The organism is Porphyromonas sp. COT-290 OH3588 (assembly GCF_000769075.1).
In the GTDB taxonomy this organism is placed as follows: domain Bacteria; phylum Bacteroidota; class Bacteroidia; order Bacteroidales; family Porphyromonadaceae; genus Porphyromonas.
Map to the genome: position 1 here is coordinate 39,431 of NZ_JRFC01000003.1, position 23,354 is coordinate 62,784.

Here is a 23,354-nt window from a genome sequence, read left to right on the forward strand (position 1 = left end):
AGGACTACGCTTACCCTATATTAGGGCGAAGTGCTGGAGAATTTCTAGCGATGCACTGGTCGCGAGTTTTTGTACAAATCAGGCCTACCTAGAGGCGTCCTCTTCTTTGTGAAATTGCTACCGCGATCTAGCTTGAGCCTCTTGCCTCCAGTAAGCATCGCTCCATCGAGTGAAGCTAGCCATCTATACCCTAACGTCTGCTTATTGATCGGCAAACTATTATCTGTAGCTGTGTGACTAGCCGGATTTATGGTAACCACCCAGTCGTCTGACCAGTCAGAGGTTACCTTGACAGTCCGATAAGGAGGCATGAAGGGGAAAATGACTCCATCTTTACGATTCTGAGTATAGTAGTCAACGCTATTCGTCTTCACAAGCTCAGACCTATAATCATTGAACGTACCTGAGAACCCTAAGTTACTCATACCAATAGGTGCGGTCGTGTCTATAACCTTCCTTCGACCATCAATAATTTTAACTAGGGCTAAGCCATCTCTGACACCTCCATTATTCTGGCTATTGATATTCAAAACCTCAGTATTACAGCCGATGAAGTATCTGAAACGCTTCTCCGCTTCGTACCAAACATTTTTGCGAGGAACATCGGGGAAGAATTGAGCCCACCAAGACTGTGTCGTCGCATCAACCTGCGTATAGCCGGGAGCCCCAAGCAACACAATCTGACCCGCCTCAAGACGCTTCTTATTATCTACTAGGAACTGATTAAAAGGTCGTCTAAAATCCCCAGTAAAGGACCACGTGTAGTTTGCTTCTTGCTGAGATGTACCCTCTCCTTCTACATGGACTAGCCCATCTTTATCTGTATACTCTCTAACCATCTTACTCTTATCCAAGCTGCTGAGATAGTAGAGCTGTGCGGTATTAAGGTCATCTGTGCCAGTACCACCCGATGTCCTATACTGCATCTTTGTTCCATCAGACACTAGACGTACCAGAGCATAGTCATCAAGATTGATAGGTAGCCTAGAGGGATTCTGCAACTCAACAACAGAGAAGTTGCGACTTCCCTCTTTTCTATACACAAGCTCCGTGATCATGAGATCAGCACTGATGGTGGCATATAGACGAGGCGTTTTACCCACTTGATTCTTGAAGTCAGCATTGGTTTGATGCACCACGACCATTGGCTGAGTACGGAAAGAACTCTGTTTGAGGAATTGTAAGTACATATCTGGCTTATCAGATGGTTTAAGGGTCCAGACAGTCGCCGGGAAATACTCTTGCTCTGAATGAGCAGAGTGAGCATCGATCCACAAGTAAGTGAAGGGCTTCTGTGGGGTCTGTTTCTTAGGCATAGCCCACTGCACATGATAAACTACATCGGAATAGTTACCGGGGGGCTTATCCCCTAGAGTTGGCCTAGGAGTAGTAAGACCGATCTTCATCCCCGACAACTTCGTGCCATACAATGAGGTTGGGTGTGAAGCCTCAAAGAGAGCCATAGCAACATCAGCCTCTGCCATTGTTTCGGGCATTTCTATACCGCCAGACTGTGTGATAGCAAATCGGTCCGAAACCATAGGCATATCCCAAGGGTAACCGAAGTTGTAGTCAGCCACAGATGCCTTATACATCTTTAGCCTCTGAGCCTCTTTCAGCTTCGACTTAATGGGTTCCCAAGCAGGGATACCATAGCCATTACCACCATTACTCTTTTCAAATGCCGCCTTCAAGCTCTCTGTATCTAGCTTATATTGGCCTTGAAAGTCGAGAGTATTGGATACGACCTCTGCTCTACGCATATCAATACCCTCATAGACATTGGCAGTAATCTGATAGTTGAGCAGTAGCCCCTGAGGTTTGATCCTGAAAGTGGTATTCTGTGCCAAGCGTACCAATACATTTGGCCTATCTGTGATAACCTCGCTATCGGCCGAGGTCGCTCCCGTCTTGATCTCTAGACGCTTCCAATCCGAGATTAGAGGGATTTCTTGAGGTCCTGACGAATATGAATAGCCATTGAACCCAGGCCATTTAGCATCTGGCGCAACACGGCGAGCTTCTGCTGCACCCGTCCCAGCTGTTTGATTATTACCGACAAACAAAACGACATCTCGGTCAAGACTATTATCATTTAGGCTATTCCTATCGCTAGGTCTCTCTCCAAAGAGTGCAATTTCTTGACCTGATTGAGTAGCAGTAATATCAGCCTCTGCATCTAGGATAAACATCGCATGCCACGTCTCGTCACTCTCGAAGGTAAATAGGCTTTTATTTTTCTTAGGATCTTCCTTTTTCAGCCAGAAGCGTACCTTCCCTGAAAGGCCTTTCGGGGCAACAGATATGAACTGAGCCTTACCTCTATTACGAATAAAGTTAACCTTGCCGCCTTTCTCTCGCCTTAGAATTACGTCCACCTCTATTTCTTGCCCCTCGACGAATTTAAGACGAGGGTAGCTTAACTTGGCCTTATCATCTGAAACTGATCGATCAAACTCTATCTCGAAGCTTCTAAGCTCATCCTCTTCGGAGATCAACACGTCGCTCTCAAAAAAAGGGACATAATTTTTCTCGAGAGATGTGCCCTCTCCGGGCTTGGGTTTGGAGAGGGCATCGTCCTCCTGCTGGAACTTGTCTTGGCAAGCCACAAGGCTTACCCCCAGCAGGCATACGCTCACAAGCCATATAAATCTCATTTTCATCATACTTTCTTTACCTTTTCATTTAACCTAGTAGAATTCATCTCCATCGTCATAGTTGCCGACCTCTCCCTCTAGATTGAGTAGAGATTCCGACGTCGTTGTAAGCAAGCTAAGAGGTGTGTGAAGGCTATGAAGCTCAACCTCTGGGCTACAATACCGCAATTTGCCTTCTAACAAAGGGATACTGATTGTTTTAAGTTTTGACATATTGTTTCGTTGATTAAGAGGGGAATTAAAAGTGCTAGCACAGCATCTGTTTCGATGCTACCACTAAGGATGCTCAAGCCAGTAGCTGCAACACCCAAGAAAGCCATTAAGGGCATGACAGCCTTGCCCACATAGCCTAGCATTTGATGAATTCAAAAATCTTCATCCGTCAAACCAAGAAAGAGGGAGGGAACCCAACTCTCTCACTAAAGTAATCGCCAATCTGTTCTCTTCTCAGATTGCGGCAGGTCTTTTCCTGCACATATCATTCTGACACAAATATATGAATTATTCCCGAGAAAATCTCTTGATCAAGCACTCCTTTGTGTAAAACAAGCCCCACGCATCTACAACGAGGTGCATCTACATCATGTTCTAGGGACGAAGACGCCTATACAGATCATCGCACCAGAGTCAGAAAATCCGTTACTGGCAAGGAGCAAACATTAGCCAGAGATTCCCACCGAGCTACATCGAAGAATGAATATCAGACAAAGCTCTGGTCGTGTCAACCGAAATTAGACCTAAGGGTAAGGGGAGTCAACCTAATCTATAATTATAGAAAGAACCAGTAAACCAATTGTAGAGCTATCCCGACCACTATCAACTTTTTCAGCACACGTCTTTTTAGTTAATTATTGCAAAAGGATCTCTAAGATTTTTCAGGGGGACGAGGGGAGTTTCATCGAGATGAATGGGGATATGGCCGAAAATTGATGGGCAGTTTTTTTCGGATTGGAGGACTAATCTGATACGATGTGTCCACCAATCTCGGGAGATTGGTGGGAAGAAAATCTCAAAAGTGTGCCACAGACGCATGGAGCTTCCGCTAATTGCAATTCAAACATATTGTGTGTTAGCATTTTAACGAAAAACCACTTGAGCTGGTTATTTTCACTCGGCTGGGGCTAAGTGCCGAAACAAGGTCGGACGCCATCTAGGACCTCCCAGAGGGCAAATACGAGGTCTACCCTTTTTACGCCTCGTCCATAAGGCTTTTCCCTACAACATTCTGAAAACTGGTCTAAAATCTAAATTGAACAGCAGTTTAGCTAGGCAAAGATTTTATGAGGCCAATAGGCCAATAGTTATCATAAATCGTATAACTTTGAAGAGTTCTATTTACATAACTCACAATAGCAAATGAATCCCCGAATCCACCTCTATTGGCAATGCTCTAGGCCTATCGATGTGGTGGCGACTATACTTCTACCGATTATTATGTCCTCCCTACCCCTTACACAAGCGACGGCACAGCCACTGAGCTACACGTTGATGAGCTACAATGTGGAGAACCTTTTCGACATCGTAGACGACCCGACTACCGAGGACGAAGATTTCTTGCCAGAGGGTGCCAACCTATGGAGCCACAAGCGCTATCGGCGCAAGCTGGAGCGTATCGCCCAAGTGGTGAGCCGTGCTGGTGGCTTATCTTGGCCTGCTTTCGTAGGTCTAGTTGAGGTAGAGAATGGCGATACGCTCAGCGATCTACTCAGGCTAACCCCTCTGCGCAAAGCGGGCTATGTCTATAGCATCACACAGAGCGCAGACCCTAGAGGGATAGACGTAGCTCTACTATATCGCAAGGAGCTATTTGAACCAACCGACTTTAGGGAATATCCAATCTACTTCGACGGGTTTCCTAACAAGACCACCCGAAATCTGCTGCAAGTATCTGGCCTCTTTAGAGGCAAATACCTACTCAATCTCCTCGTCTGCCACTTCCCCTCTCGCCGAGAAGGCGTACGCCAGAGCGAAGGGTTTAGGCGTAGTGTAGCACGCAAGCTCAGAGAGATCTGCGATAGCCTGCACCACGCCCAGCAAGGGCAAGGGCATTTCGTGATCATGGGGGACTTCAACGGCTCTCCCGAAGAGCCTGCCACACGAAGCGACCTAGGCGCACAGCTCTCTATGCCGAGAGAGGGGCTAGAGCAGAGTAGCGATACCCTGCGCCTGTACAATGCTTTCGCCCGCTTGCCAAGCCTAGAGGCTCCTGCGGGGAGCTACTGCTTCAGGGGTGTCTGGGAGCAGCTGGACCAAATCATCATCTCCGAGAGCCTGCTCCAGAGCAAGGCACAGCTGCGCTACCACCACGGCTCTGCTCGCAACTATTGCCCCTCTTACCTCGGGCACGAACCTCGCCAAGGAGGCCACTTAGTGCCTTGGCGTACCTACGCTGGGCCACACTACCAAGGCGGATATAGCGACCACTTCCCCGTACTCATCGAGCTACTTGTGGAGGAATAAGCGGTCTTATCTTTACCTTTGTCGTACAATCAGTTGAGATATTCATCAATTATAGTACGACAAATATGACTCGTAAATCTCTTTTGCTCCTAGGCTACACTCTAGTACTGGGGCTAGTACTGTCGGCCTGCTCGGGCGGCAAAACTACCACTACTCTACGCCTGATACACACCACAGACGTACATGGCAATCTATTCCCCGAGGACCACATCAACCAGCGTGCAGGCACGGGTAGCATGGCACGCCTAGCCGAGATGATGCGGCAGGTACGCGAGCAAGAGCCCAACGTCCTGCTACTTGACGGGGGCGACTTCTTGCAGGGCGAGCCAATCACCTATTTCTCCAACTACATCGACACACTCAGCCCCAATGCTGTCAGCTCGGCGATGAACTACCTCAAGTACGACGCTGCCGTCATCGGCAATCACGACATCGAGCCGGGGCATAGCGTGTACGACAAGTTCGTCCGTGAGGCCAAATTCCCCGTGCTAGGAGCTAATGCCCTCGTAGAGGGAAGCGACAAAAGCTACTTCGAGCCCTACAAGGTCTTCGAGCTATCGGGGGTGCGTGTGGCAGTACTGGGGCTAGTAACCCCTGCGATCCCACAGTGGCTACCCAAGCACCTCTATGAGGGCATGGAGTTCCAAGACATCATCGAGAGCGCCCAGATCTGGGTGCCACGGATCCTCGAGAAGGAGCAACCCGATCTGATGGTCGCCCTCATACACTCTGGCCTGACCAACGACAATGAGAGCTATATGGAGAATGCTGGCGAAGCGCTATCGACAGCTGTAGCAGGGATAGACATCATCTTGATGGGTCACGACCATCGCCAGACAAATAAGTGGATCAAACGTAGCGAGAGGGACTCGGTACTGCTGATTAACCCCGCCAATCATCTAGACTTCGTGAGCGACCTAAGCATCACTATCACCAAAGACGGCGACAAGACCGCCAAGCACATTACTGCCACCCTGCACGACCTCAATCAGTATCAGCCCGATGCCGACTTCCTCAAGACATTTGCTCGAGAAGCAGAGGGCGTACAGGGCTTTCTAGACAAGAGGATCGGATTGATTGATGCTCCCGTAGTAGCCGCTGATGCCCTTTTTGGTCCCTCGACCTATATGAATGTGGTACATCAGATGCAGATGTACACAGTAGGGGCCGAGCTATCCTTCGCCGCACCTCTGAGCCTATCTGCCGAGCTGGCAGCAGGAGATGTATATGTACGTGATCTATTTAAGTTCTGCCCTTTCTCCAATCATCTCTATGTCATGGAGCTGACTGGTGCCGAGATCAAGGGCTATCTGGAGCACTCGTATGCTGGATGGACAGAGCAGATGACGAGCCGCGAGGGGCATCTAATCAAGTTCCGCCCCGATGCGCAGCCTACCGATCGCTACAAGACGCTCGTACCTACCTTCAACTATAGCGCAGCTCATGGTATAGACTATACGGTAGACGTAACGAAGCCCGCAGGCGAGCGCATCAACATACAGCAGATGTCTAGTGGCGAACCCTTCTCTCTGGACAGACGATATAGAGTGGCCATCAATAGCTACCGTGCCGGAGGTGCTGGCGGTATGCTTACTCTAGGCTCGGGCATCGACAAAGCCGACCTCTCGGGGCGTATCGTTGGCTCATCGGAGCTAGATCAGTTCTTCAGCCTCATGAAGTTCTTCGAGGTCAAGGGCGTTGTTAGCCCTGTCGAGGCTGGCAACTGGAGCTTCCTCCCAGAAGCTTGGGTACAGGAGGCTGCCGAGCGAGATAGAGCGTTCCTATTCGCCAAGTAAGACGATCTATATATGCCACTACTGCTATTGGCATTGCTCATCACACTAGGTCTGGTACTCGTGCTAGGCCTAGTGCTGTGGTACCTCAAGCGCAAGCGGCGTCAGAGGCTCGCAGCAGAGAGCTTCCGCCCTCGGCTACGCCTAAGCATTGAGGAGTCTGAGCTCTTTGGCCTAGGTGCAGGCAGCCCTAATGCGCCCTATTACCTAGTGCTAGATACCGAGACTTTCGATGCGATAGACCCCGAAATGCCTCAAGAGGCATGGAGCCCATCGAGGATTGTAGCCCTATCGTGGCAACTGACCGATCGTGCAGGGCAAGCCATCAAGGAGGAGAGCCATACGCTCCGGCAGGCTGGGACGATGCAGTCCGAGGCAGTCCGTATCCATGGCATCAGCAACGAGCAGATGCAACAGGGAGAGGCGCCTCTCCCTGTGCTACACAAACTGATGCAGGATCTCGAGGAAGCCGAAATCGTCGTAGCCCACAATGCATGGTTCCACCTCTCCACACTCACCGCAGAGCTACAAGCCCACGGCTTAGACACATCAACCTTAGAGGGCAAATCATATATCTGTACTATGGAGTGGGGGCGTGACCTAGGGTGCAAAATCGGTGGCGATGGGCGCAAGCTATACCCTCGGCTAGATGAGCTATTCGGGTTTCTCTACTTCGGTCGGCTCGCCGTAGCGATCAGCTATCGGAGCAAAACGCTCAGAGATGTGCGCCTCGTGGCGGCATGCCTCAGGAGAATGAGCCTCCCTGTGGCCGAGTAGCGCGTCAGACGGTGAGATATAAGCATACAAAAAAGAAGCCTGCAAGATATCTTGCAGGCTTCTTTCGTGCGGTTGAAGGGACTCGAACCCCCACGCCTCTCGGCATCAGATCCTAAGTCTGACGTGGCTACCAATTACACCACAACCGCATGAGGCAGAGCTTCAATAGCTCATTTGCACTGCAAAGGTAAACACATTCTTTGTAACTTGCAAACAAATCGGCACTTTTTTGTCCAGAACTCTCAGACAACCCATGATAGCTAACTATAAAAACACAGGACTTGAATAGAGGCTAGAGCTCTTAAAGCAAGAAAATTAAGAAAGTGTTTCGTACCTTTGCGGCGCAAATAAAGTGCCCCAGCAAGGGCTATCATACTCAAAGCATTGAAAGATTTACTACATCTACTTAGGCTCTACGTACCCCCTTATAGGGGATATCTTGTGCTAAGCATTCTGGCCAACATCTTGAGCGCACTGCTCAACCTGCTGGCCTTCTCGTTAGTTATGCCTATTCTGCGTATCCTATTCCAGATCGAGGAGCGAGCCAAGGAGCTGATTCCCCTCTCAGGTTTCGATCTATGGAGCAAGTCTGGCTGGAGCGACCTCGGGCACGCCCTCAACAACAACTTCGCCTACTATGTGGGGCAAGCCGTAGACCGGTATGGGGTATCGCATACGCTCGTTCTGCTTAGCCTCTACCTAGTCTTGATGACAGGGCTCAAAGTCGGGGCTACCTACCTAGGCTTCTACTGTATGATCCCCATACGTACCGGGATCGTGCGTGACATACGCATCGCTATCTACAACAAGATCCTCTCCCTACCACTGGGTTTCTTCAGCGAGGAGCGCAAGGGCGATGTGCTAGCACGTATCTCTGGCGACGTGGGCGAAGTGGAGAATTCCATTATGAGTTCACTCGACCTAATACTCAAAAACCCAATCCTCATCACCGTTTATTTGGGCATGATGATCCTAGTGAGCTGGAAGCTCACACTCTTCGTCTTCATTCTCCTACCAGTAGCTGGCTTCATTATGGGACGTGTGGGTAAGGCGCTTAAACGAGATAGCCTAGAGGTACAGACCCAGTGGGGGCAAGTGATGAGCATGATAGAAGAAACTCTTGGAGGGCTACGTGTCATCAAGGCTTTCGCTAGCGAGGGCTATATGGGTCAGCGCTTCGCAGAGGCACACAATAAATTTCGCCGTGCGGTGATGGGGCTATTCCGCCGTCAGCAGCTCGCTCACCCGATGAGCGAGTTTCTCGGCACGGCTACGATCGCCGTGGTGCTGTGGTACGGCGGTGTGCTGATCCTCGACGGACGTAGTGGCATCGACGCCTCGACCTTCATCTACTACCTAGTTATCTTCTATAGTCTGATCAACCCACTCAAGGATCTAAGTAAGGGGATCTATGCCATACGCAAGGGTATGGGATCTATGGATCGTGTCGATATGATCCTCAAAGCGAATAACCCTATCGCAGATCCCTCAGATCCCAAACCAGTGAAGTTTGAGCAACAGATTGAGCTACGCAACGTATCCTTCCGCTATGCCCAAGAGTGGGTGCTGCAAGACGTCAATCTAACCATCAAGAAGGGGCAAACTGTAGCCCTCGTAGGACAGAGCGGTGGAGGTAAGAGTACGCTGGTAGATCTTATCCCCCGATTCTATGACGTAGAGTCTGGGCAGATCTTGATTGACGATGTAGATATTAGAGATTTTGCCCTCGCTGACCTTAGGGGTATGATGGGGAACGTTAATCAGGACCCAATCCTTTTCAACGACACCGTCTTTAACAATATCGCCTTCGGTATGGATAACGCCGACGAGGCAGCCGTACGCCGAGCTGCAGACATCGCTCATGCTAGTGAGTTTATCGACCAGATGCCCGAGGGCTACCAGAGCAATATCGGTGACAGAGGCACAAAGCTCTCCGGGGGACAGAGGCAGCGTCTGAGCATTGCACGTGCTGTGTACAAGAATCCGCCTATCCTTATTCTTGACGAAGCCACATCTGCACTCGACACCACAAGCGAACGACTAGTACAGAGTGCCCTAGAGCGCTTGATGCACGACCGCACAACCATCGTCATCGCCCATAGACTCTCGACTATTGTGCACGCCGACCTGATTTGCGTCATACACGAGGGACGTATCGTCGAGCAAGGCAGACACGAGGAATTGCTCGCCCGAGGCGGATATTATACACAACTCTACAACCTACAACTAAATACATCTGTTAGTCATACAGAGGGAAGACCTCGATAAAGCATAACAAAATAAAGTATGACTACAGATAAATCAGCTCCACAGCCCGCAGATCTCGGGCAAGTCGCCTCCTACATGCCTTGGGTGGAGGTATTTCAAGATATGGGCTACCCTATGCCTTACCCAGAGGTTGTGATGGCAGGCGAACTAGCATATGCCCAATTTACCCAAATGAACAGCCTACTGATGATGCTCTCATGGGAGGGCAACAACCAAGCGCACTATCGCATAGAGCCAGTAGAGGCATCATACGAAGCCTATCGCCTAAGCGTAGATCTACAGCTAGAGAGCATAAGTGAAGCATGGGGGATCATCGGCATCAGCGATGCCAAGCTACGAGATTATTTGCTACAAGGAGTGGCACTCTGGGCTAGGCATAAGAAACTACCCAACAGCCAATTGAAGATGATTCGTATCGCTCCCACGGAGTGGATGATGACAGCAAGCAAGTAGAGGATAGTGCCGCAACGGACGAAAATCTGTATCTTGCGCTGTGCGTGTACCTTTGACAGGCTACACCACCTAGGCATTGGAAGGACTAAACTGACTAATAGTTTTTGCATTGGGAGCAGAGGAATGTATTGATCACCCAGCGGCACAACTGACGGCTCTGTGGACTGCCTTAAAAACAAATAAGGAGCGTGACAAGCTCAAGGATAATCTACATAAGGCAGCCTATCTATACGGAGATCGTATATTCACAGAGGGTGATCCCGTCGAGTATCTCTTTTATCTACACTCGGGCAAAGTCAAGATGTATCGCGAGGGTGTGGGCGGTCGTAGCCATATCACTCGACTAATCCGTCCGGGGCAGTTCTTCGGCATACGCCCTTTCTTTGCCAACAAGCATACCCAAACCACGGCCGTGGCTTACGAACAGAGTGTAGAAATATTCAAAATCAATGTCGATGCAATCAAGATGCTGCTCGACAACAATACGCAGGTCTGCCACTACTTCTTGGAGGCTCTATCCCTAGAGTTGGAGCTTGCAGAGGAGCGCACGATCAGCCTGACGCAAAAGCACATCAGAGGTCGTCTGGCAGAAACTCTGCTGATGCTGATCAAACACTACGGCTTCGAGGCCGATGGCGCTACCCTAGCTATCAACCTAAGTCGAGGAGATCTGGCAGCCATGAGCAATATGACTACCAGCAATGCGATCCGCACCCTATCTCTATTCTCCAACGAGCGCATCATTGCCCTAAACGGGCGCAAGATCCGCATCATCAATCTCGACGGCCTAGACCGCATCAGTCAGCTAGGCTAAACGAATAGAATACAACAACTACAATAACGGAAATATGACTAGACTAAATCAACTGCTTCTACCATTGAGGCGGATCTCGCTGCCACGCCCCAATGCTTCGGTGCTGCTATTCGTCGCTGCCCTAGTGGCTGTAGCGATAGCCAATTCGTCTTGGAGCGATGTGTATCAGGATATTCTCAACTATCCGATCGAGGTTAAACTACTAGGCTTCGAGCTTTTCTCCCACCATGGCCATACGATGACGCTGGCGCAGTTCGTCAATGATGGGCTCATGGCTATCTTCTTCTTCGTCGTGGGACTCGAAATCAAACAAGAAATGATGGTTGGGGAGCTATCTTCGTTCAAGAAGTCCATCCTACCGATTATTGCGGCTTTTGGCGGTATGATTATCCCAGTACTATGCTTCTTTGCAATCTGCCACGAGGGGCCAGCCACACGAGGCGCTGCTATCCCTATGGCTACGGACATTGCTTTTGCCCTAGCGCTCATCAGTGCTCTAGGCAGCCGAGTCCCCAACTCATTGCGCATCTTCTTGATGGCACTGGCCGTAGTAGACGACATCGGCGGCATCATCGTCATCGCTCTATTCTATAGCTCCCATGTGGCTTGGGTCCCTCTGCTTATTGCTTTGGGGGTTCTACTCATCGTAGCATTCATCGGCAAAATGGGTATGCGCAACCCTATGTTCTATCTCACGGCGTTCTTCGGTGTTTGGTTACTCTTCCTAGAGTCTGGTATCCATACTACCATCGCTGGTGTACTCGTAGCGCTATGCGTACCCCTGACAACCAAGGTGCATATTAAGGAGCTACAGCTCAAGCTCAGAGAGCAGTTTACCTCCCTAGACAAGTCCGGACATCGTGAGTGCTCAAGCGGTCTTGTACTCTCGCACGACCAAATAGATGTTACCGAGAAATTAAAGAAAACACTCGGACGTAGCATCAGTCCGGTACAGACGATCGAGCATATGATCGCACCTTTTGTAAGCTACTTTGTACTACCGATCTTTGCATTCGTCAATGCAGGGGTGTCTTTCGAGGGTATCACCTCAGACGGCCTACTTCAGTTGCCTCTAGCCATCTTCCTTGGGCTCTTTGTCGGCAAAACGATTGGCATTAGCCTATTCACTTGGGTAGCTATTAAGCTCAAAGTTTCGTCTTGGCCCAGCGGCATGAACTTGCGTAACCTCATTCCTCTATCGGTCTTCGGTGGGATTGGCTTCACAGTATCGCTATTCATCGCTAGTTTATCCTATGGTGTTGGTCACGAGGATCTACTCAACCAAGCCAAGCTCGGGATCTTTGTCGGCACGATTGTTTCGGGAGTAGTAGGCTACATCGCACTCGGTTCAGTACTCAAAAAGACTCAACCCACAGAAGAGGTTGCTACTGCAAACTAGGCAAAGCTCTAGCAACCCCATTCTGGCAGAATCATCGAGATGCTATCGAATAGCCTCAGAGCATATTGTAACAAATCGCTCCGTGTCAAAATTTTGACTTATGTAAATTTATGACTACCTTTGCGCCTCGAATGTAGCTCCCGTAGAGTATAATTATAATTAAAATATATCAGAGATGAAGAGAACGTTCCAACCATCGAACCGCAAGAGAAAAAATAAGCATGGCTTCCGTAGCCGTATGGCTACTGCCAATGGTCGTCGTGTGCTAGCTGCCCGTCGCGCGAAAGGGCGTGCTAAGCTAACTGTATCTGACGAATACTGCGGTTAAGAGCTAACGCTAGTGAGGGCCCTCGCTGGCGGTCAAAGCAAACTAGAGAGCATCTGTCCCCAGTGGATAGATGCTCTCTAGTTATTATAGTAGCAAAACAATTCTCCGACTAGGAGCGTTCAGATAAATATGGAATCTATTGTATTCAAACCAGTTTCACTCGAGGATAAGGAAATCATACAGAGCTTTACGCTCAAAGGCAGCTCTCAGATTTGCGACCTAGCTTTTGCCAATCTATATGGCTGGAGCGAGCGGTACGGCACTTCTTGGGCAATCCTACACGATACACTCGTCATCAGCTTCCAGCCTCTAGGGCGTTCGCACCCTGCGTTCCTAATGCCTATCTGCGATAGCCCACAAAGCTTCACTCAATGTCTAGAGGCACTCAAGATATTGGCAAATGAAGGCGGCTACCCACTTGTATTGATGGGAGTGGGACCAATGTGTCGCCAAAAACTTGATGAGCTAGCACCTAATGCCTTCCACTACATCAGCGACGAAGGAAGTCGTGACTACATTTATCTAAGAGAGAAGATGAGCACTCTCTCGGGTAAAAGCCTACAGAGCAAACGCAACCACATCAACAAGTTTGAGAGGCTCTATCCCGATTACTCGTATGAGCCAATCACTCGGGACAATCTAGAAGAATGCCTCGCCATCGCAGAAGCATGGCTTGAGCAGAGCGACGACCATGGAGGAGAGCAGGAGGAGAAGCGAATGATTCGGCGCATCACACAGGCTTTCGAGCCTCTAGGTCTATTGGGAGGAGCTATTCGTGTAAACGGGCGTATCATTGCTTTCTCTCTCGGTTCGCCAATCAATGAGAACACCTTCGGGGTACACGTAGAGAAAGCACTTGTTGAGTACGAGGGAGCCTTCGCCATGATCAACCGTGAGTTTGCTCGCCATATCCCAGAGCAATACACCTACATTAACCGAGAAGAAGATCTCGGACTAGAAGGTTTGCGCAAGAGCAAGCTATCCTACAAGCCTGAGATTATCTTCCCAAAAGACGTTGCGCTGCTCAGATATGATTCTTAGCCAAGGCCAGATTAATCAGCTCAATCCCAATCGCATTCGAGAGGAGGCACAAGAGCTCTGGGAGCTGTGCTTTGAAGATAGCCCCGAATTTATCACATTCTATTTCGGTAAGGTCTTCAAGCCCGAGGAGGCGTACATCGCTCACTCAGCAGATGGACAAGCGATTGCTCACATTCATGCCAAGCGTTACCCATTCTCTCTGGGGACTCCTAGACAAGCAAACCTAGAACCCTATGCTCTACCCCAAGGCTTTTACGTTTCGGGGGCTTGCACTCGTCCCGAACACAGAGGGCAAGGGATCATGCGTGATCTAATGATACACACCATGCAAGCTGAGGCTATGCAAGGAAGAATACTGGCATTCCTCATTCCTGCAGACAATGAGTTGCGGAGCTATTACAAGAAGCATTTCGGTTTCATGACTAACAATTACCTCCACTCAACCAACTCTCCCGAGAGTGCTAGCCTTGATTACGAAGCTGACAGCTCTCAAGGGTCTGCATATAGCTCGGTTGTGGACTTTCTATACCACACAGAGCAGGGGAAAGCACAAGCAGGGATTAGGAGAGAGCGGGCAGACTGGGCTAATATCTGTACTGAATACGAGATAAGCCCTCAAGCAAGTATTGAAGTATATCGAGAAGAGGCAAGCGAAAATATCTTAGCTTGCGCATTGATACGCCTAACAGAGCGTACAATCTTCGTTGATGGCATTTTTGGCACACCAACTTATCGCCGTAGATTACTGCAGCGAGTCCAATCAGCTTACCCTCAATACGAGCTGAAGATAGTTCTATCTCAAGCCTCCTCTGAGCAAAACCAAACGACACCAAGGGCCATGATCCGTCCGCTGAGATTTGATATTTTCCTTCTCGAGTATCAGCTCCTTTATCCCAACGAAGAGATAAAATTTTCACTACTAGACGAGATACTTCCTCAAAACACTGGCGACTATTGCATCACTCAAGGGGAAGTTTCATTTACTGCAGGTAAAACAGAATATCCACAGATGAGTATCCCTGAGTTTGTCACACGGTTTATCCCGGAATATGAAATGAGATTTCTACACGAGTAGAAAAGACATAACGCAGCAAGGGCGTAGCACTGTTTGAAGTTGTTACGCCCTTGTTGTTTTTTGCAAGAAAGGTAAATTTACCAGCCCTTATCAATCATACCGCTACCAAAACAAATCCGATGAGCCGTATCGTAGATGACAGCATACTGCCCCGGAGCAATCCCTTGAATCCGCTCATGGCTATCAAGGCGATATAGCCCCATGCCTGCATCGTAGTGCAACGTACCGTGAGCAAACTCCGGAGTATGACGGATCTTGAAACACACTTCTAACGGCTCTCTACTACTCTCTGGGACGACAACCTCTTGGCCTGCTACGAGTGAAGCCTCGTAGCTCCATGGGTCCAAACTGATGAAATTCATCTCCTGCGTCTGGATATGCTGGCCGTACTGATCGGCTGGATCATAACCTCGGCTCACAAGGATAATGTTGCGCTTGATGTCTTTCTTAACTACGAACCAAGGTCCTCCGCTTAACCCAAGCCCTTTACGCTGACCGATCGTGTGAAACCAATAACCATTGTGCCAGCCGAGCATCTTGCCCGTTTCTCGCTCAATGATACGCCCGGGCTTCGTACCAAGTGCACGCTCAATAAACTCGTTATAGTTTACCTTACCAAGGAAGCAGATGCCTTGGCTATCCTTGCGGTGTGCACTGGGGAGCTTAGCCTCCTCGGCGATTGCTCGAACCTCCGCTTTAGTCAGATGTCCAGTAGGGAAAAGCAACTTGCTAATCTGAGGGAAGTTAATCTGAGCAAGGAAGTCCGTCTGATCTTTGACAGGGTCTGGAGCTGTCGATAAGTAGAGGCGATCGCCAACGTAGGTCGTAGTAGCATAGTGCCCCGTCGCAATGAAGTCGAAGTCCTTGCCCCATTTCTCCTCAAAGCACCCGAACTTGATGAGCTTATTGCACATCATATCAGGGTTGGGCGTAAGGCCGCGCTGCACCGTGTCGATCGTGTACTGCACCACATTAGCCCAGTATTCGTCGTGCAGAGGAACAATCTCTAGGGGCAAATTGTACTGACGAGCGAGCATCTGTACCATGGCAATATCATCTTCCCAAGAGCAATCCTCAAACCCATCTCGATCCATGCCGATCTGGATATAGAAAAGTGTAGGCCGAATACCAGCCTTGCATAGCAGATGTACGACGACACTACTATCCACGCCACCCGACACGAGTGCCGCCACACGAGGATCCTTTACCCCCGAGCGTTCGATCCGCTCCCTCAACGGAGCTACTAGCCTATCTATATCCATACAATCTAGCGTCCAATCGTGTTTGTTTTATTGTACATAGCGCTCATTCTCATCTGCAATCTCATTGATACGTTCGATCTGCCTGTCAAGGAAGTAATCGGTATAAAGTCCGTAGTCACCACTCTCGTAGAAGGCAATAAGCCCTCGCCTATAGGCCAGTATGTCGGCATCCTTGGCCGAATACACTGGGATCAAGCCATGATTCATTAGACAGATAGCCTCAATAAGACATGCCGTTCGTTTATTTCCATCAATAAAAGGCCGGAGCCTAGCAATATTACAGTGCAAATAAATAGCTTGTTCTAGAGGGTGAGAGAGTAAATCTTGCACGTAGAGTATCTCCGATAGGTGCATCATAAGCTCACGACGATGCTTAGGAGGCCTATAACTAGTACCAGATATAGCCACGGCTCTATCTCGGACTTGTCCAAGGTCTTCATCAGATATAAGTCCCTCTGCAATACGGCCATGTACACGTAGGAGTAGCTTATCGTCAATGAGCTCTGGAGCCGTTTGAGTAATATAACCTACTTCCGAAACAAATATATTGTAGAGGTTCTTGAGCATCTTGGCGTCCTCATAGCGTTTCTCTGAGGTAATACCATCTTTGATGAGAGCCTCTGTTTCTACAAACGTATAAGTATTCCCCTCGATCTTACCCGAATAGTAGCACCATACCACAGCAAGGTCTTTGAGCTCCGACCTTGATAGACTTGATAGCTTGGCATAGGGGCTCGAGAGAATAAAGTCGGCTTTACGCATCTGCTCGGCCGTGATGACAGAGGGGATAGTATTCATAGCTTTACTAACTTAACAAAGATGAAATATGCATACAAATCTACCAAGAAGTGTATGCACATCTAAACTAATCAATTCCTACCTTCTTGCTACATCCGCTCGGGCATCTCGATGCCGAGTAGGCTCATGCCTCTCTGGATTGTCGAGGCGACCTCACGGCTTAGAGCTAAGCGGAAGCCACGCACCACTTCGTCCTCCTCCTTGAGTACCGAGAATTCGTGGTAAAACTGATTGTACTCCTTCACCAACTCGTAGGTATAGTTCGCCACGACGGCAGGGCTGTAGCTACGGCCAGCCTCGGCTACAACCTCGGCATACTCGGCTAGACGAGCAATAAGCTCCTCTTCCTTGGGCGCAATAGCTAGGCCCAGCGTCGAGAAACGCTCGGGAATGTTCATACTGGCCTCGGCTGCACGGCGCAGCAGCGACTGAATACGTGCGTAGGTGTACTGAATGAACGAACCAGTATTGCCATTGAAGTCGATCGACTCCTTGGGGTTGAAGGTCATATTCTTGCGTGGGTCTACCTTGAGGATAAAGTACTTGAGCGAACCCAAGCCTACACGGCGAGCGACCTCTAGAGCCTCCGCCTCGTCCATATCCTTGGCCTTGCCTTGCTCTTGGGCGATCTCGTGTGCAGTGCTAATCATCTCTGCCATCAAATCGTCGGCATCGACCACCGTTCCCTCACGGCTCTTCATCTTACCCTCGGGTAGCTCTACCATGCCATAGCTGAAGTGTACCAGCCCCTTACCAAACTCAAAGCCGAGTTTGTCAAGCACGATTGATAGGACTTGGAAATGGTAATTCTGCTCGTTACCTACCACATAGACCATCTTATTGATTGGATAATCCACGAAGCGTAGCTTAGCTGTACCAATATCCTGCGTCATATAGACAGATGTGCCGTCCGAGCGTAATAGGATCTTGCGGTCGAGCCCCTCGGCGGTAAGGTCTGCCCACACAGAGCCGTCCTCGTCACGAGTGAAGATACCAGCCTCTAGCCCACGAAGTACTTCGTCGCGCCCTACAAGGTAAGTGTCGGACTCGTAGTAAATCTTATCAAAATCTACCCCCATACGCTTGTAGGTTTCGTCGAAGCCGGCATACACCCACTGGTTCATACGCTTCCATAGGGCTACAGTTGCCTCATCGCCCTCCTCCCACTTGCGCAGCAGGTCACGAGCCTCAGCCATTAGAGTAGAGGCGGCCTCGGCCTCCTCCTTAGTCTTACCCATGGCCATGAGTCCGCTGACCTCGGCTTTGTAATGCTTGTCGAAAAGCACATAGAAGTCGCCTATGAGATGATCGCCCTTGACGCCACGGCTCTCGGGCGTAGCTCCCTCACCCCACTTGATCCATGCAAGCATCGACTTGCAGATGTGAATGCCTCTATCATTGACGATATTGGTCTTGACCACCCTTTGACCATTGGCCTTGAGAATCTCTGCAAGGCTATAGCCCAGCAGGTTGTTGCGCACATGACCTAGGTGCAGGGGCTTATTGGTATTGGGAGATGAGTACTCGATCATCACTAGCGGATCTTCATCGCTTGCCACACGATGCCCATAGTTGGGTGTCGAGGCAATCTCATCGAAGAGCTCCAGCCAAGCCGATGAGGCAATCGTCAAGTTGAGAAAACCTTTGATGACCTGCACCGCAGCAACAGTAGGCTCGTGCGCCAGCAGATAGTCGCCAATCTCCTGAGCCGTAACTTCAGGGGACTTACGGCTGATCTTGAGCAGAGGGAAAGCCACGAGCGTGAGATGCCCCTCAAACTCTTTCTTACACTTCTGTAACTGAATCTGAGCCTCGGCTGGGGTTTGCTCATAAAGAGCCTCTACGGCACGAGCAATCGCTGTATTGAGTTTAGTGATAATCGACATAGAGTTTTTGAATTGATTTTAAGCTACAAAGTTAATAAAAACGCCTCAATCCTAAATTTCCCAGATCTTAGTAGCAGGGGTATGCCCCTCTCCCTGATTGACGGCTTTTCATGGTACAGTACTGCATCTACTCTTTGGGGCTAAAGTATGTGATGCCTATGAATTAACAAATATATACAAATCAAGCAGTAGAATTTATATGTTTGGAGAAGTATTGGAGCATAAGCCCAATAGGCTACGGATAGTAACCCCAAAAGTGGCAGACTGCGTATTTGGCCTCTAGGAGGCTCTACACGGCGTCCGAACTTGTTTTAGTACTTAGCCCCTAGCCGAGCAAAAACAACCACCCAAAAGACTTACGGCATAAACCACTACTAAACAAACATATAAAATCAAATCCAAAGCAACTCCATACGTTCGTAGCACAGTTTTGAGATTTTCGCCCCATCAATCCTTGCCGATTGATGGACATGCCTCAACAGATTAGCCCACCAATCCGAATAAATCTTCCCATCAATTACTCTCAACTGACCAAACGCCCTTAACAAACGACCTCCCCATTCCAACAAACTCTTCAATAAACCTTTAACAGTCCTTAACTAAAAAAGCGACAAACGTCTGCAAGAAATCGCCAAATCTGAGCCACTAGCGGGCTGAGGCTCTGTGACACGTAACAAAAACTATCAAGAGCGAGAGCTCACGTTTATTTGGCTAAATTTGTGAGGATAACGAACAATCATCATCAACTCTATGCATACACGTTATACGCTATCGCTATTCGCTGCTTTTACGCTACTGGCGACTTTCGGGTCAGTAGCACAGACAGACAGCATTCCCAGTCATCAATCGACTAAGGCCACGCAGGAGGTAGAGCGCCCCAAGCTCCCTGCCACACAGCTACGTTACCGAGGGCCAATCTCCATCGGTGCGCCAATCCTATCGGATAGCCTCGATGTACACGCACGGCCATTCGACTTAGGTACATCAGCCTCTAGCCTCATCAGTCTTAGCCCCGAGAGCAATATCTATCGAACAATTGAGGCCGATGACCAAGGCGTCTTCACGACGACCACCACCCCTTTTGCCTCGAAGCAGGAGCTACAAGCTCATCTCTATGGCTTCTACTTGCTCTCTGGCAGCTATGCCAAGGGAAAAGTCAGCATCGAGTGCGATGCGCCGTGGGAGCTCTACCACAATGGCAAGAAGATAGGTTCTGGTCAGGGGAAAGCCTTGGCCGATAGTACAGCATCTACTCGGCTACCCATTACCCTTGCGCCCGAGATGCATACGCTTCTGCTCAAAGTACAGCCGCTCAATGAGGAAAAGGCCTCCAAGACCATTAGCCTAAGGGCAGGCTTTACACCCGATAGAGCAGACGCAGATATTCGCCTGCTAACCGAGCCTACGAGATACCCCGATCTCAGCTATATGATCTATGGCTCAACCCTCTCGGGGGTACGTATCTCCCCCTCGGGTCAATACAGTATCCTCTACCTGACCGAGCCGGTGGCAGGTAAGCCAAGCCATCACCGTGCGTACCTATACAGAGGCACTAAGCGCCTCGGGGAGCTATCGGGCGTGGCGGCTCGAGCGCAGTGGTTACCGAAACAAGATAGGCTCTACTTCGACGAAGCCTCGGCTTATGGACGTAGCCTATACTATCTCGACCCTACGACGATGATGCGTGAGCTCATCTGCCGGCAGATCCCAGAGGGGCGCTACATCGTGTCGCCCAATGAAACAGCTCTCGTCTTCTTCCCCGAAGACAAAGGACCAGAGTACAAAAAGACCCTCGACCGCTTCGCTTCGGCAGATGAGCGGATCAAGGGTTTTAGGGACAGGAGCTTCTTGGCCGTTTTTGATCTAAAGACAGAAACTTATCGACGCCTTACTTTCGGCTCTCGAGGGACAATGCTACAAGATATGGCTTCGGACGATAGCAAGCTCATATTCTCCGTGCATACCCCTACGCCCGCCAAAAGTCCGTTTAGGAAGTCGGACTTCTACGAGCTCAATCTAGGTACAATGGCGGTCGATACCCTATTTACCAATTCGATAGACATATCTAGCGTACGCTACACCTCGGACAATCAGCATTTGGTCGTCAAAGGGTCCGCTGCTAGCTTCGACTATATCGGTGCGGTTGTGCCCAAAGGCAGTGCAGTGAATGTCTTTGACGAACAGCTATTCCTCTACGATAGAGCCAATAAGTCCGCCCGAGCACTTACCAAATCTCTGGATCGCACGATCGCCTCTGTGCAGGTACCACGAGATCGCTTCGAGGCGTATTGCCTAGCAGAGGTAGGCGACGAGCGGGCGATCTATCAGATTGATCTGGCGACGGGACGCACCAACAGACTCAGCCAGAGGGAGGAGGTTGTCAAGTTTTTTGCTGTTTCTCGCCGAGGTCAGGAGCTGGTCTATGTCGGGCAGAGCGCACTTAGCTCCGATCGGTTCTATGCCATAGATACCAAGCGGGGTCGGGAGCAACTGGTCTACGACTTCGCAGCCGAGAAGATGCAGCATCTAGAGGCGGGCACGGTCAAGGATTGGGATTGGACTGCACCAGACGGCACACGCATCGAGGGACGATATTATCTACCTCATGGCTTTGACCCCAGCAAGAAGTACCCGATGCTGGTCTACTACTATGGCGGCACCTCACCGGTACATCGCGGCTTCGAGGGGGCTTATTCTCTATCCATGTACGCCTCGCTTGGCTACGTTGTCTATAGCCTCAACCCCAGTGGGGCGACTGGCTACGGACAGGAGTTCGCTGCACGCCACATCAACGCATGGGGTAAGCGTACGGCTGACGAAATCATCGGAGCGGTCAAAGACTTCTGCAAGGCACACGCCTTCGTCAATGACAAGAAAATCGGCTGTATGGGGGCGAGCTATGGTGGCTTTATGACGCAGTACCTACAGACTCAGACGGATATTTTCGCAGCAGCAGTCAGCCATGCAGGGATCTCTGCCATTGCGTCCTACTGGGGCGAAGGCTTCTGGGGCGTGGGGTACAGCACGATTGCCAGCAAGGATAGCTATCCGTGGAATAACCCTAAGCTATACACCGAGCAGAGTCCACTCTATCTGGCGGACAAAATCCACACCCCACTATTGCTCATTCACGGTCTGTCGGATACTAATGTCCCCGCAGGAGAGAGCTGGCAAATGTTTAATGCGTTGCGCATACTAGGAAGGCCTGTCGAATTCGTTGGTGTATATGGGGAGGATCATCACATCTTGGATCCGCAGAAGCGGTACGAATGGTCTTCGGCGATCATGGCATTCTTCGCCAAGTACCTACAAGACAACCCTACATGGTGGGACGACCTCTTCCCCAAGACGGGCGTATAGCCCTGTCAGAGTAGAACCTGAGGGTATAAACATTCATCAAATACTAGACTTATGAAACGAATTTGTTTGCTTATCGCTGCACTCTTGGTGCTAGCTTCGTGTGACAAAAAGTCGAAGGACGTACCTAAGCCACCCAAGATTGACGAACTGAAAGAACCCTTCTTCAAGGGGCGAATCCCGCTTCTTGGCGAATATCTGGTGCACGACTTCGAGCTCGTTGGCTCCGTCACTCAGATGACTAGCGAGATCGAGGGCGTCATGTTCAGCAGGGTTGAACGCATCTTCCAACCTCCCTACTTAGTAGAAGCAATCACACACAGCGAGCATGGTTCAGACGCTAAGCGCTACACATACATCACACACCCCAAGCTGGGGCGTCCTGTGATCTCTGCAGTCTATGTAGAGCACAAGCCCTCTAGGCCATATACAGTCAATTACTTCTACGACAAGGCGGGCAATATGGTACTTGAGCGACGCATTCAGGGGGAGAAGGTAGAGCAAGAAGTGCGCTATATGTACGACTACGCCAAGCGAGAGGTAAGCATACGTATCGTACGAGATGGCGTCGAGAGCCCCAAGGATCAGCCCTACTGCGCCCAAGACAAGAAGGGACGCATTGCTTGGATATACACATATCTTGACGGACAACCTTCGCAGAGAAACGACTACCAATACGACGATCTAGGAAATATTGTACAGACCGAGCAGACCACCTACGCCAACAAGAGTAGCGTCAAGAAGGTTACGAAGTTTAAGTACAATAGAGAGGGCCTCGTGACGAGCTCAGAAACCTTGCTAAACGGCTCGGTCGAGAGCAAACAAATGATGGAGTACGAGCTAGACCGAGAGAGTAACTGGACACGCAAAACGGTCAAGAGCTATGACGGCAAGGGCGAACTCACTGGCACGCTCGTCACCAAGCGTACGATTACCTACAAGAAGAAATAGGCTGCCGACAGCCTAGAAACAGTTAGCCCCGCTGG

General features: G+C 49.8%; 17 protein-coding genes, 1 tRNA gene and 1 pseudogene. 13 read left to right on the forward strand and 6 right to left on the reverse strand.

What is annotated here, in order from left to right; genetic code table 11:
- Positions 1 to 44: 44 nt before the first annotated feature.
- Positions 45 to 2,657, reverse strand: a complete 2,613-nt coding sequence (locus tag HQ48_RS00305) for a hypothetical protein (RefSeq protein WP_152568272.1) — start codon at positions 2,655 to 2,657, stop codon at positions 45 to 47.
- A gap of 33 nt (positions 2,658 to 2,690) precedes the next feature.
- On the reverse strand, positions 2,691 to 2,870 hold the full coding sequence (locus HQ48_RS09250; RefSeq protein WP_152567340.1) for a hypothetical protein: 180 nt from the start codon (positions 2,868 to 2,870) through the stop codon (positions 2,691 to 2,693).
- A 297-nt stretch (positions 2,871 to 3,167) separates the two neighbouring features.
- On the opposite strand from HQ48_RS09250, the pseudogene HQ48_RS09465 reads away from it, so the two are divergent.
- The 4 genes and pseudogenes from HQ48_RS09465 to HQ48_RS00320 form a co-directional block, all read left to right on the forward strand.
- A pseudogene (locus HQ48_RS09465) lies at positions 3,168 to 3,392 on the forward strand (IS3 family transposase); the annotation flags it as partial.
- Between the two features lie 621 nt (positions 3,393 to 4,013).
- Complete coding sequence (locus HQ48_RS00310; protein ID WP_152568273.1) at positions 4,014 to 5,117, forward strand: endonuclease/exonuclease/phosphatase family protein; 1,104 nt, start codon at positions 4,014 to 4,016, stop codon at positions 5,115 to 5,117.
- 65 nt (positions 5,118 to 5,182) lie between these two features.
- Positions 5,183 to 6,913 (forward strand): bifunctional UDP-sugar hydrolase/5'-nucleotidase, encoded by a 1,731-nt coding sequence (locus HQ48_RS00315; RefSeq protein ID WP_044231168.1) that lies wholly within the window; start codon positions 5,183 to 5,185, stop codon positions 6,911 to 6,913.
- Positions 6,914 to 6,925: 12 nt separating this feature from the next.
- Positions 6,926 to 7,687, forward strand: coding sequence for a 3'-5' exonuclease (locus HQ48_RS00320; RefSeq protein WP_044231169.1), 762 nt, complete (start codon positions 6,926 to 6,928; stop codon positions 7,685 to 7,687).
- A gap of 67 nt (positions 7,688 to 7,754) precedes the next feature.
- Here HQ48_RS00320 and HQ48_RS00325 read toward each other — a convergent pair.
- A tRNA-Leu gene (locus HQ48_RS00325) sits at positions 7,755 to 7,836 on the reverse strand.
- Positions 7,837 to 8,071: 235 nt separating this feature from the next.
- Here HQ48_RS00325 and HQ48_RS00330 point away from each other — a divergent pair.
- The 7 genes from HQ48_RS00330 to HQ48_RS00355 all read left to right on the forward strand — a co-directional run bounded on the left by HQ48_RS00330 (position 8,072) and on the right by HQ48_RS00355 (position 15,065).
- A complete protein-coding gene (locus tag HQ48_RS00330) occupies positions 8,072 to 9,955 on the forward strand; it encodes an ABC transporter ATP-binding protein (protein ID WP_044231171.1) in 1,884 nt (627 codons plus the stop codon).
- 18 nt (positions 9,956 to 9,973) lie between these two features.
- Positions 9,974 to 10,408: a hypothetical protein gene (locus tag HQ48_RS00335; RefSeq protein WP_044231173.1), complete on the forward strand. Its 435-nt coding sequence runs from the start codon at positions 9,974 to 9,976 to the stop codon at positions 10,406 to 10,408.
- Positions 10,409 to 10,517: 109 nt separating this feature from the next.
- On the forward strand, positions 10,518 to 11,222 hold the full coding sequence (locus tag HQ48_RS00340; RefSeq protein WP_044231175.1) for a Crp/Fnr family transcriptional regulator: 705 nt from the start codon (positions 10,518 to 10,520) through the stop codon (positions 11,220 to 11,222).
- Positions 11,223 to 11,256: 34 nt separating this feature from the next.
- Positions 11,257 to 12,621, forward strand: a complete 1,365-nt coding sequence (gene nhaA, locus HQ48_RS00345) for a Na+/H+ antiporter NhaA (protein ID WP_044231176.1) — start codon at positions 11,257 to 11,259, stop codon at positions 12,619 to 12,621.
- A 175-nt stretch (positions 12,622 to 12,796) separates the two neighbouring features.
- On the forward strand, positions 12,797 to 12,949 hold the full coding sequence (rpmH, locus tag HQ48_RS09120; RefSeq protein WP_081964754.1) for a 50S ribosomal protein L34: 153 nt from the start codon (positions 12,797 to 12,799) through the stop codon (positions 12,947 to 12,949).
- Positions 12,950 to 13,078: 129 nt separating this feature from the next.
- On the forward strand, positions 13,079 to 13,990 hold the full coding sequence (locus HQ48_RS00350) for a DUF2156 domain-containing protein (RefSeq protein ID WP_044231177.1): 912 nt from the start codon (positions 13,079 to 13,081) through the stop codon (positions 13,988 to 13,990).
- The gene (locus tag HQ48_RS00355) at positions 13,980 to 15,065 is read left to right on the forward strand and encodes a GNAT family N-acetyltransferase (protein WP_044231178.1); all 1,086 of its coding nucleotides are present in this window, start codon (positions 13,980 to 13,982) and stop codon (positions 15,063 to 15,065) included. Before HQ48_RS00350 ends, HQ48_RS00355 begins: the two co-directional genes overlap by 11 nt.
- Positions 15,066 to 15,142: 77 nt before the next feature.
- Here HQ48_RS00355 and mnmA read toward each other — a convergent pair whose 3' ends face one another.
- The 3 genes from mnmA to argS form a co-directional block, all read right to left on the reverse strand.
- Positions 15,143 to 16,327, reverse strand: a complete 1,185-nt coding sequence (gene mnmA / locus HQ48_RS00360) for a tRNA 2-thiouridine(34) synthase MnmA (RefSeq protein WP_081969663.1) — start codon at positions 16,325 to 16,327, stop codon at positions 15,143 to 15,145.
- 27 nt (positions 16,328 to 16,354) lie between these two features.
- Positions 16,355 to 17,116, reverse strand: coding sequence for a Fic family protein (locus tag HQ48_RS00365; protein ID WP_369794291.1), 762 nt, complete (start codon positions 17,114 to 17,116; stop codon positions 16,355 to 16,357).
- 98 nt (positions 17,117 to 17,214) lie between these two features.
- Positions 17,215 to 19,011 (reverse strand): arginine--tRNA ligase, encoded by a 1,797-nt coding sequence (gene argS / locus HQ48_RS00370; RefSeq protein ID WP_044231180.1) that lies wholly within the window; start codon positions 19,009 to 19,011, stop codon positions 17,215 to 17,217.
- A 750-nt stretch (positions 19,012 to 19,761) separates the two neighbouring features.
- Between argS and HQ48_RS00375 the strand changes: the two genes are divergently transcribed.
- Together HQ48_RS00375 and HQ48_RS00380 are read left to right on the forward strand one after the other, a co-directional pair.
- Complete coding sequence (locus HQ48_RS00375; RefSeq protein WP_052408889.1) at positions 19,762 to 22,371, forward strand: S9 family peptidase; 2,610 nt, start codon at positions 19,762 to 19,764, stop codon at positions 22,369 to 22,371.
- 51 nt (positions 22,372 to 22,422) lie between these two features.
- Positions 22,423 to 23,319, forward strand: a complete 897-nt coding sequence (locus HQ48_RS00380) for a hypothetical protein (protein WP_152568274.1) — start codon at positions 22,423 to 22,425, stop codon at positions 23,317 to 23,319.
- Positions 23,320 to 23,354: the final 35 nt, after the last annotated feature.

Bases quoted from the DNA above. Each gene is read 5' to 3' on its own strand.
- HQ48_RS00305 (WP_152568272.1), bottom strand. From the start codon at position 2,657: ATGAGATTTATATGGCTTGTGAGCGTATGCCTGCTGGGGGTAAGCCTT.
- HQ48_RS09250 (WP_152567340.1), bottom strand. From the start codon at position 2,870: ATGTCAAAACTTAAAACAATCAGTATCCCTTTGTTAGAAGGCAAATTG.
- HQ48_RS00310 (WP_152568273.1), top strand. From the start codon at position 4,014: ATGAATCCCCGAATCCACCTCTATTGGCAATGCTCTAGGCCTATCGAT.
- HQ48_RS00315 (WP_044231168.1), top strand. From the start codon at position 5,183: ATGACTCGTAAATCTCTTTTGCTCCTAGGCTACACTCTAGTACTGGGG.
- HQ48_RS00320 (WP_044231169.1), top strand. From the start codon at position 6,926: ATGCCACTACTGCTATTGGCATTGCTCATCACACTAGGTCTGGTACTC.
- HQ48_RS00335 (WP_044231173.1), top strand. From the start codon at position 9,974: ATGACTACAGATAAATCAGCTCCACAGCCCGCAGATCTCGGGCAAGTC.
- nhaA (WP_044231176.1), top strand. From the start codon at position 11,257: ATGACTAGACTAAATCAACTGCTTCTACCATTGAGGCGGATCTCGCTG.
- rpmH (WP_081964754.1), top strand. From the start codon at position 12,797: ATGAAGAGAACGTTCCAACCATCGAACCGCAAGAGAAAAAATAAGCAT.
- HQ48_RS00350 (WP_044231177.1), top strand. From the start codon at position 13,079: ATGGAATCTATTGTATTCAAACCAGTTTCACTCGAGGATAAGGAAATC.
- HQ48_RS00355 (WP_044231178.1), top strand. From the start codon at position 13,980: ATGATTCTTAGCCAAGGCCAGATTAATCAGCTCAATCCCAATCGCATT.
- mnmA (WP_081969663.1), bottom strand. From the start codon at position 16,327: ATGGATATAGATAGGCTAGTAGCTCCGTTGAGGGAGCGGATCGAACGC.
- argS (WP_044231180.1), bottom strand. From the start codon at position 19,011: ATGTCGATTATCACTAAACTCAATACAGCGATTGCTCGTGCCGTAGAG.
- HQ48_RS00375 (WP_052408889.1), top strand. From the start codon at position 19,762: ATGCATACACGTTATACGCTATCGCTATTCGCTGCTTTTACGCTACTG.
- HQ48_RS00380 (WP_152568274.1), top strand. From the start codon at position 22,423: ATGAAACGAATTTGTTTGCTTATCGCTGCACTCTTGGTGCTAGCTTCG.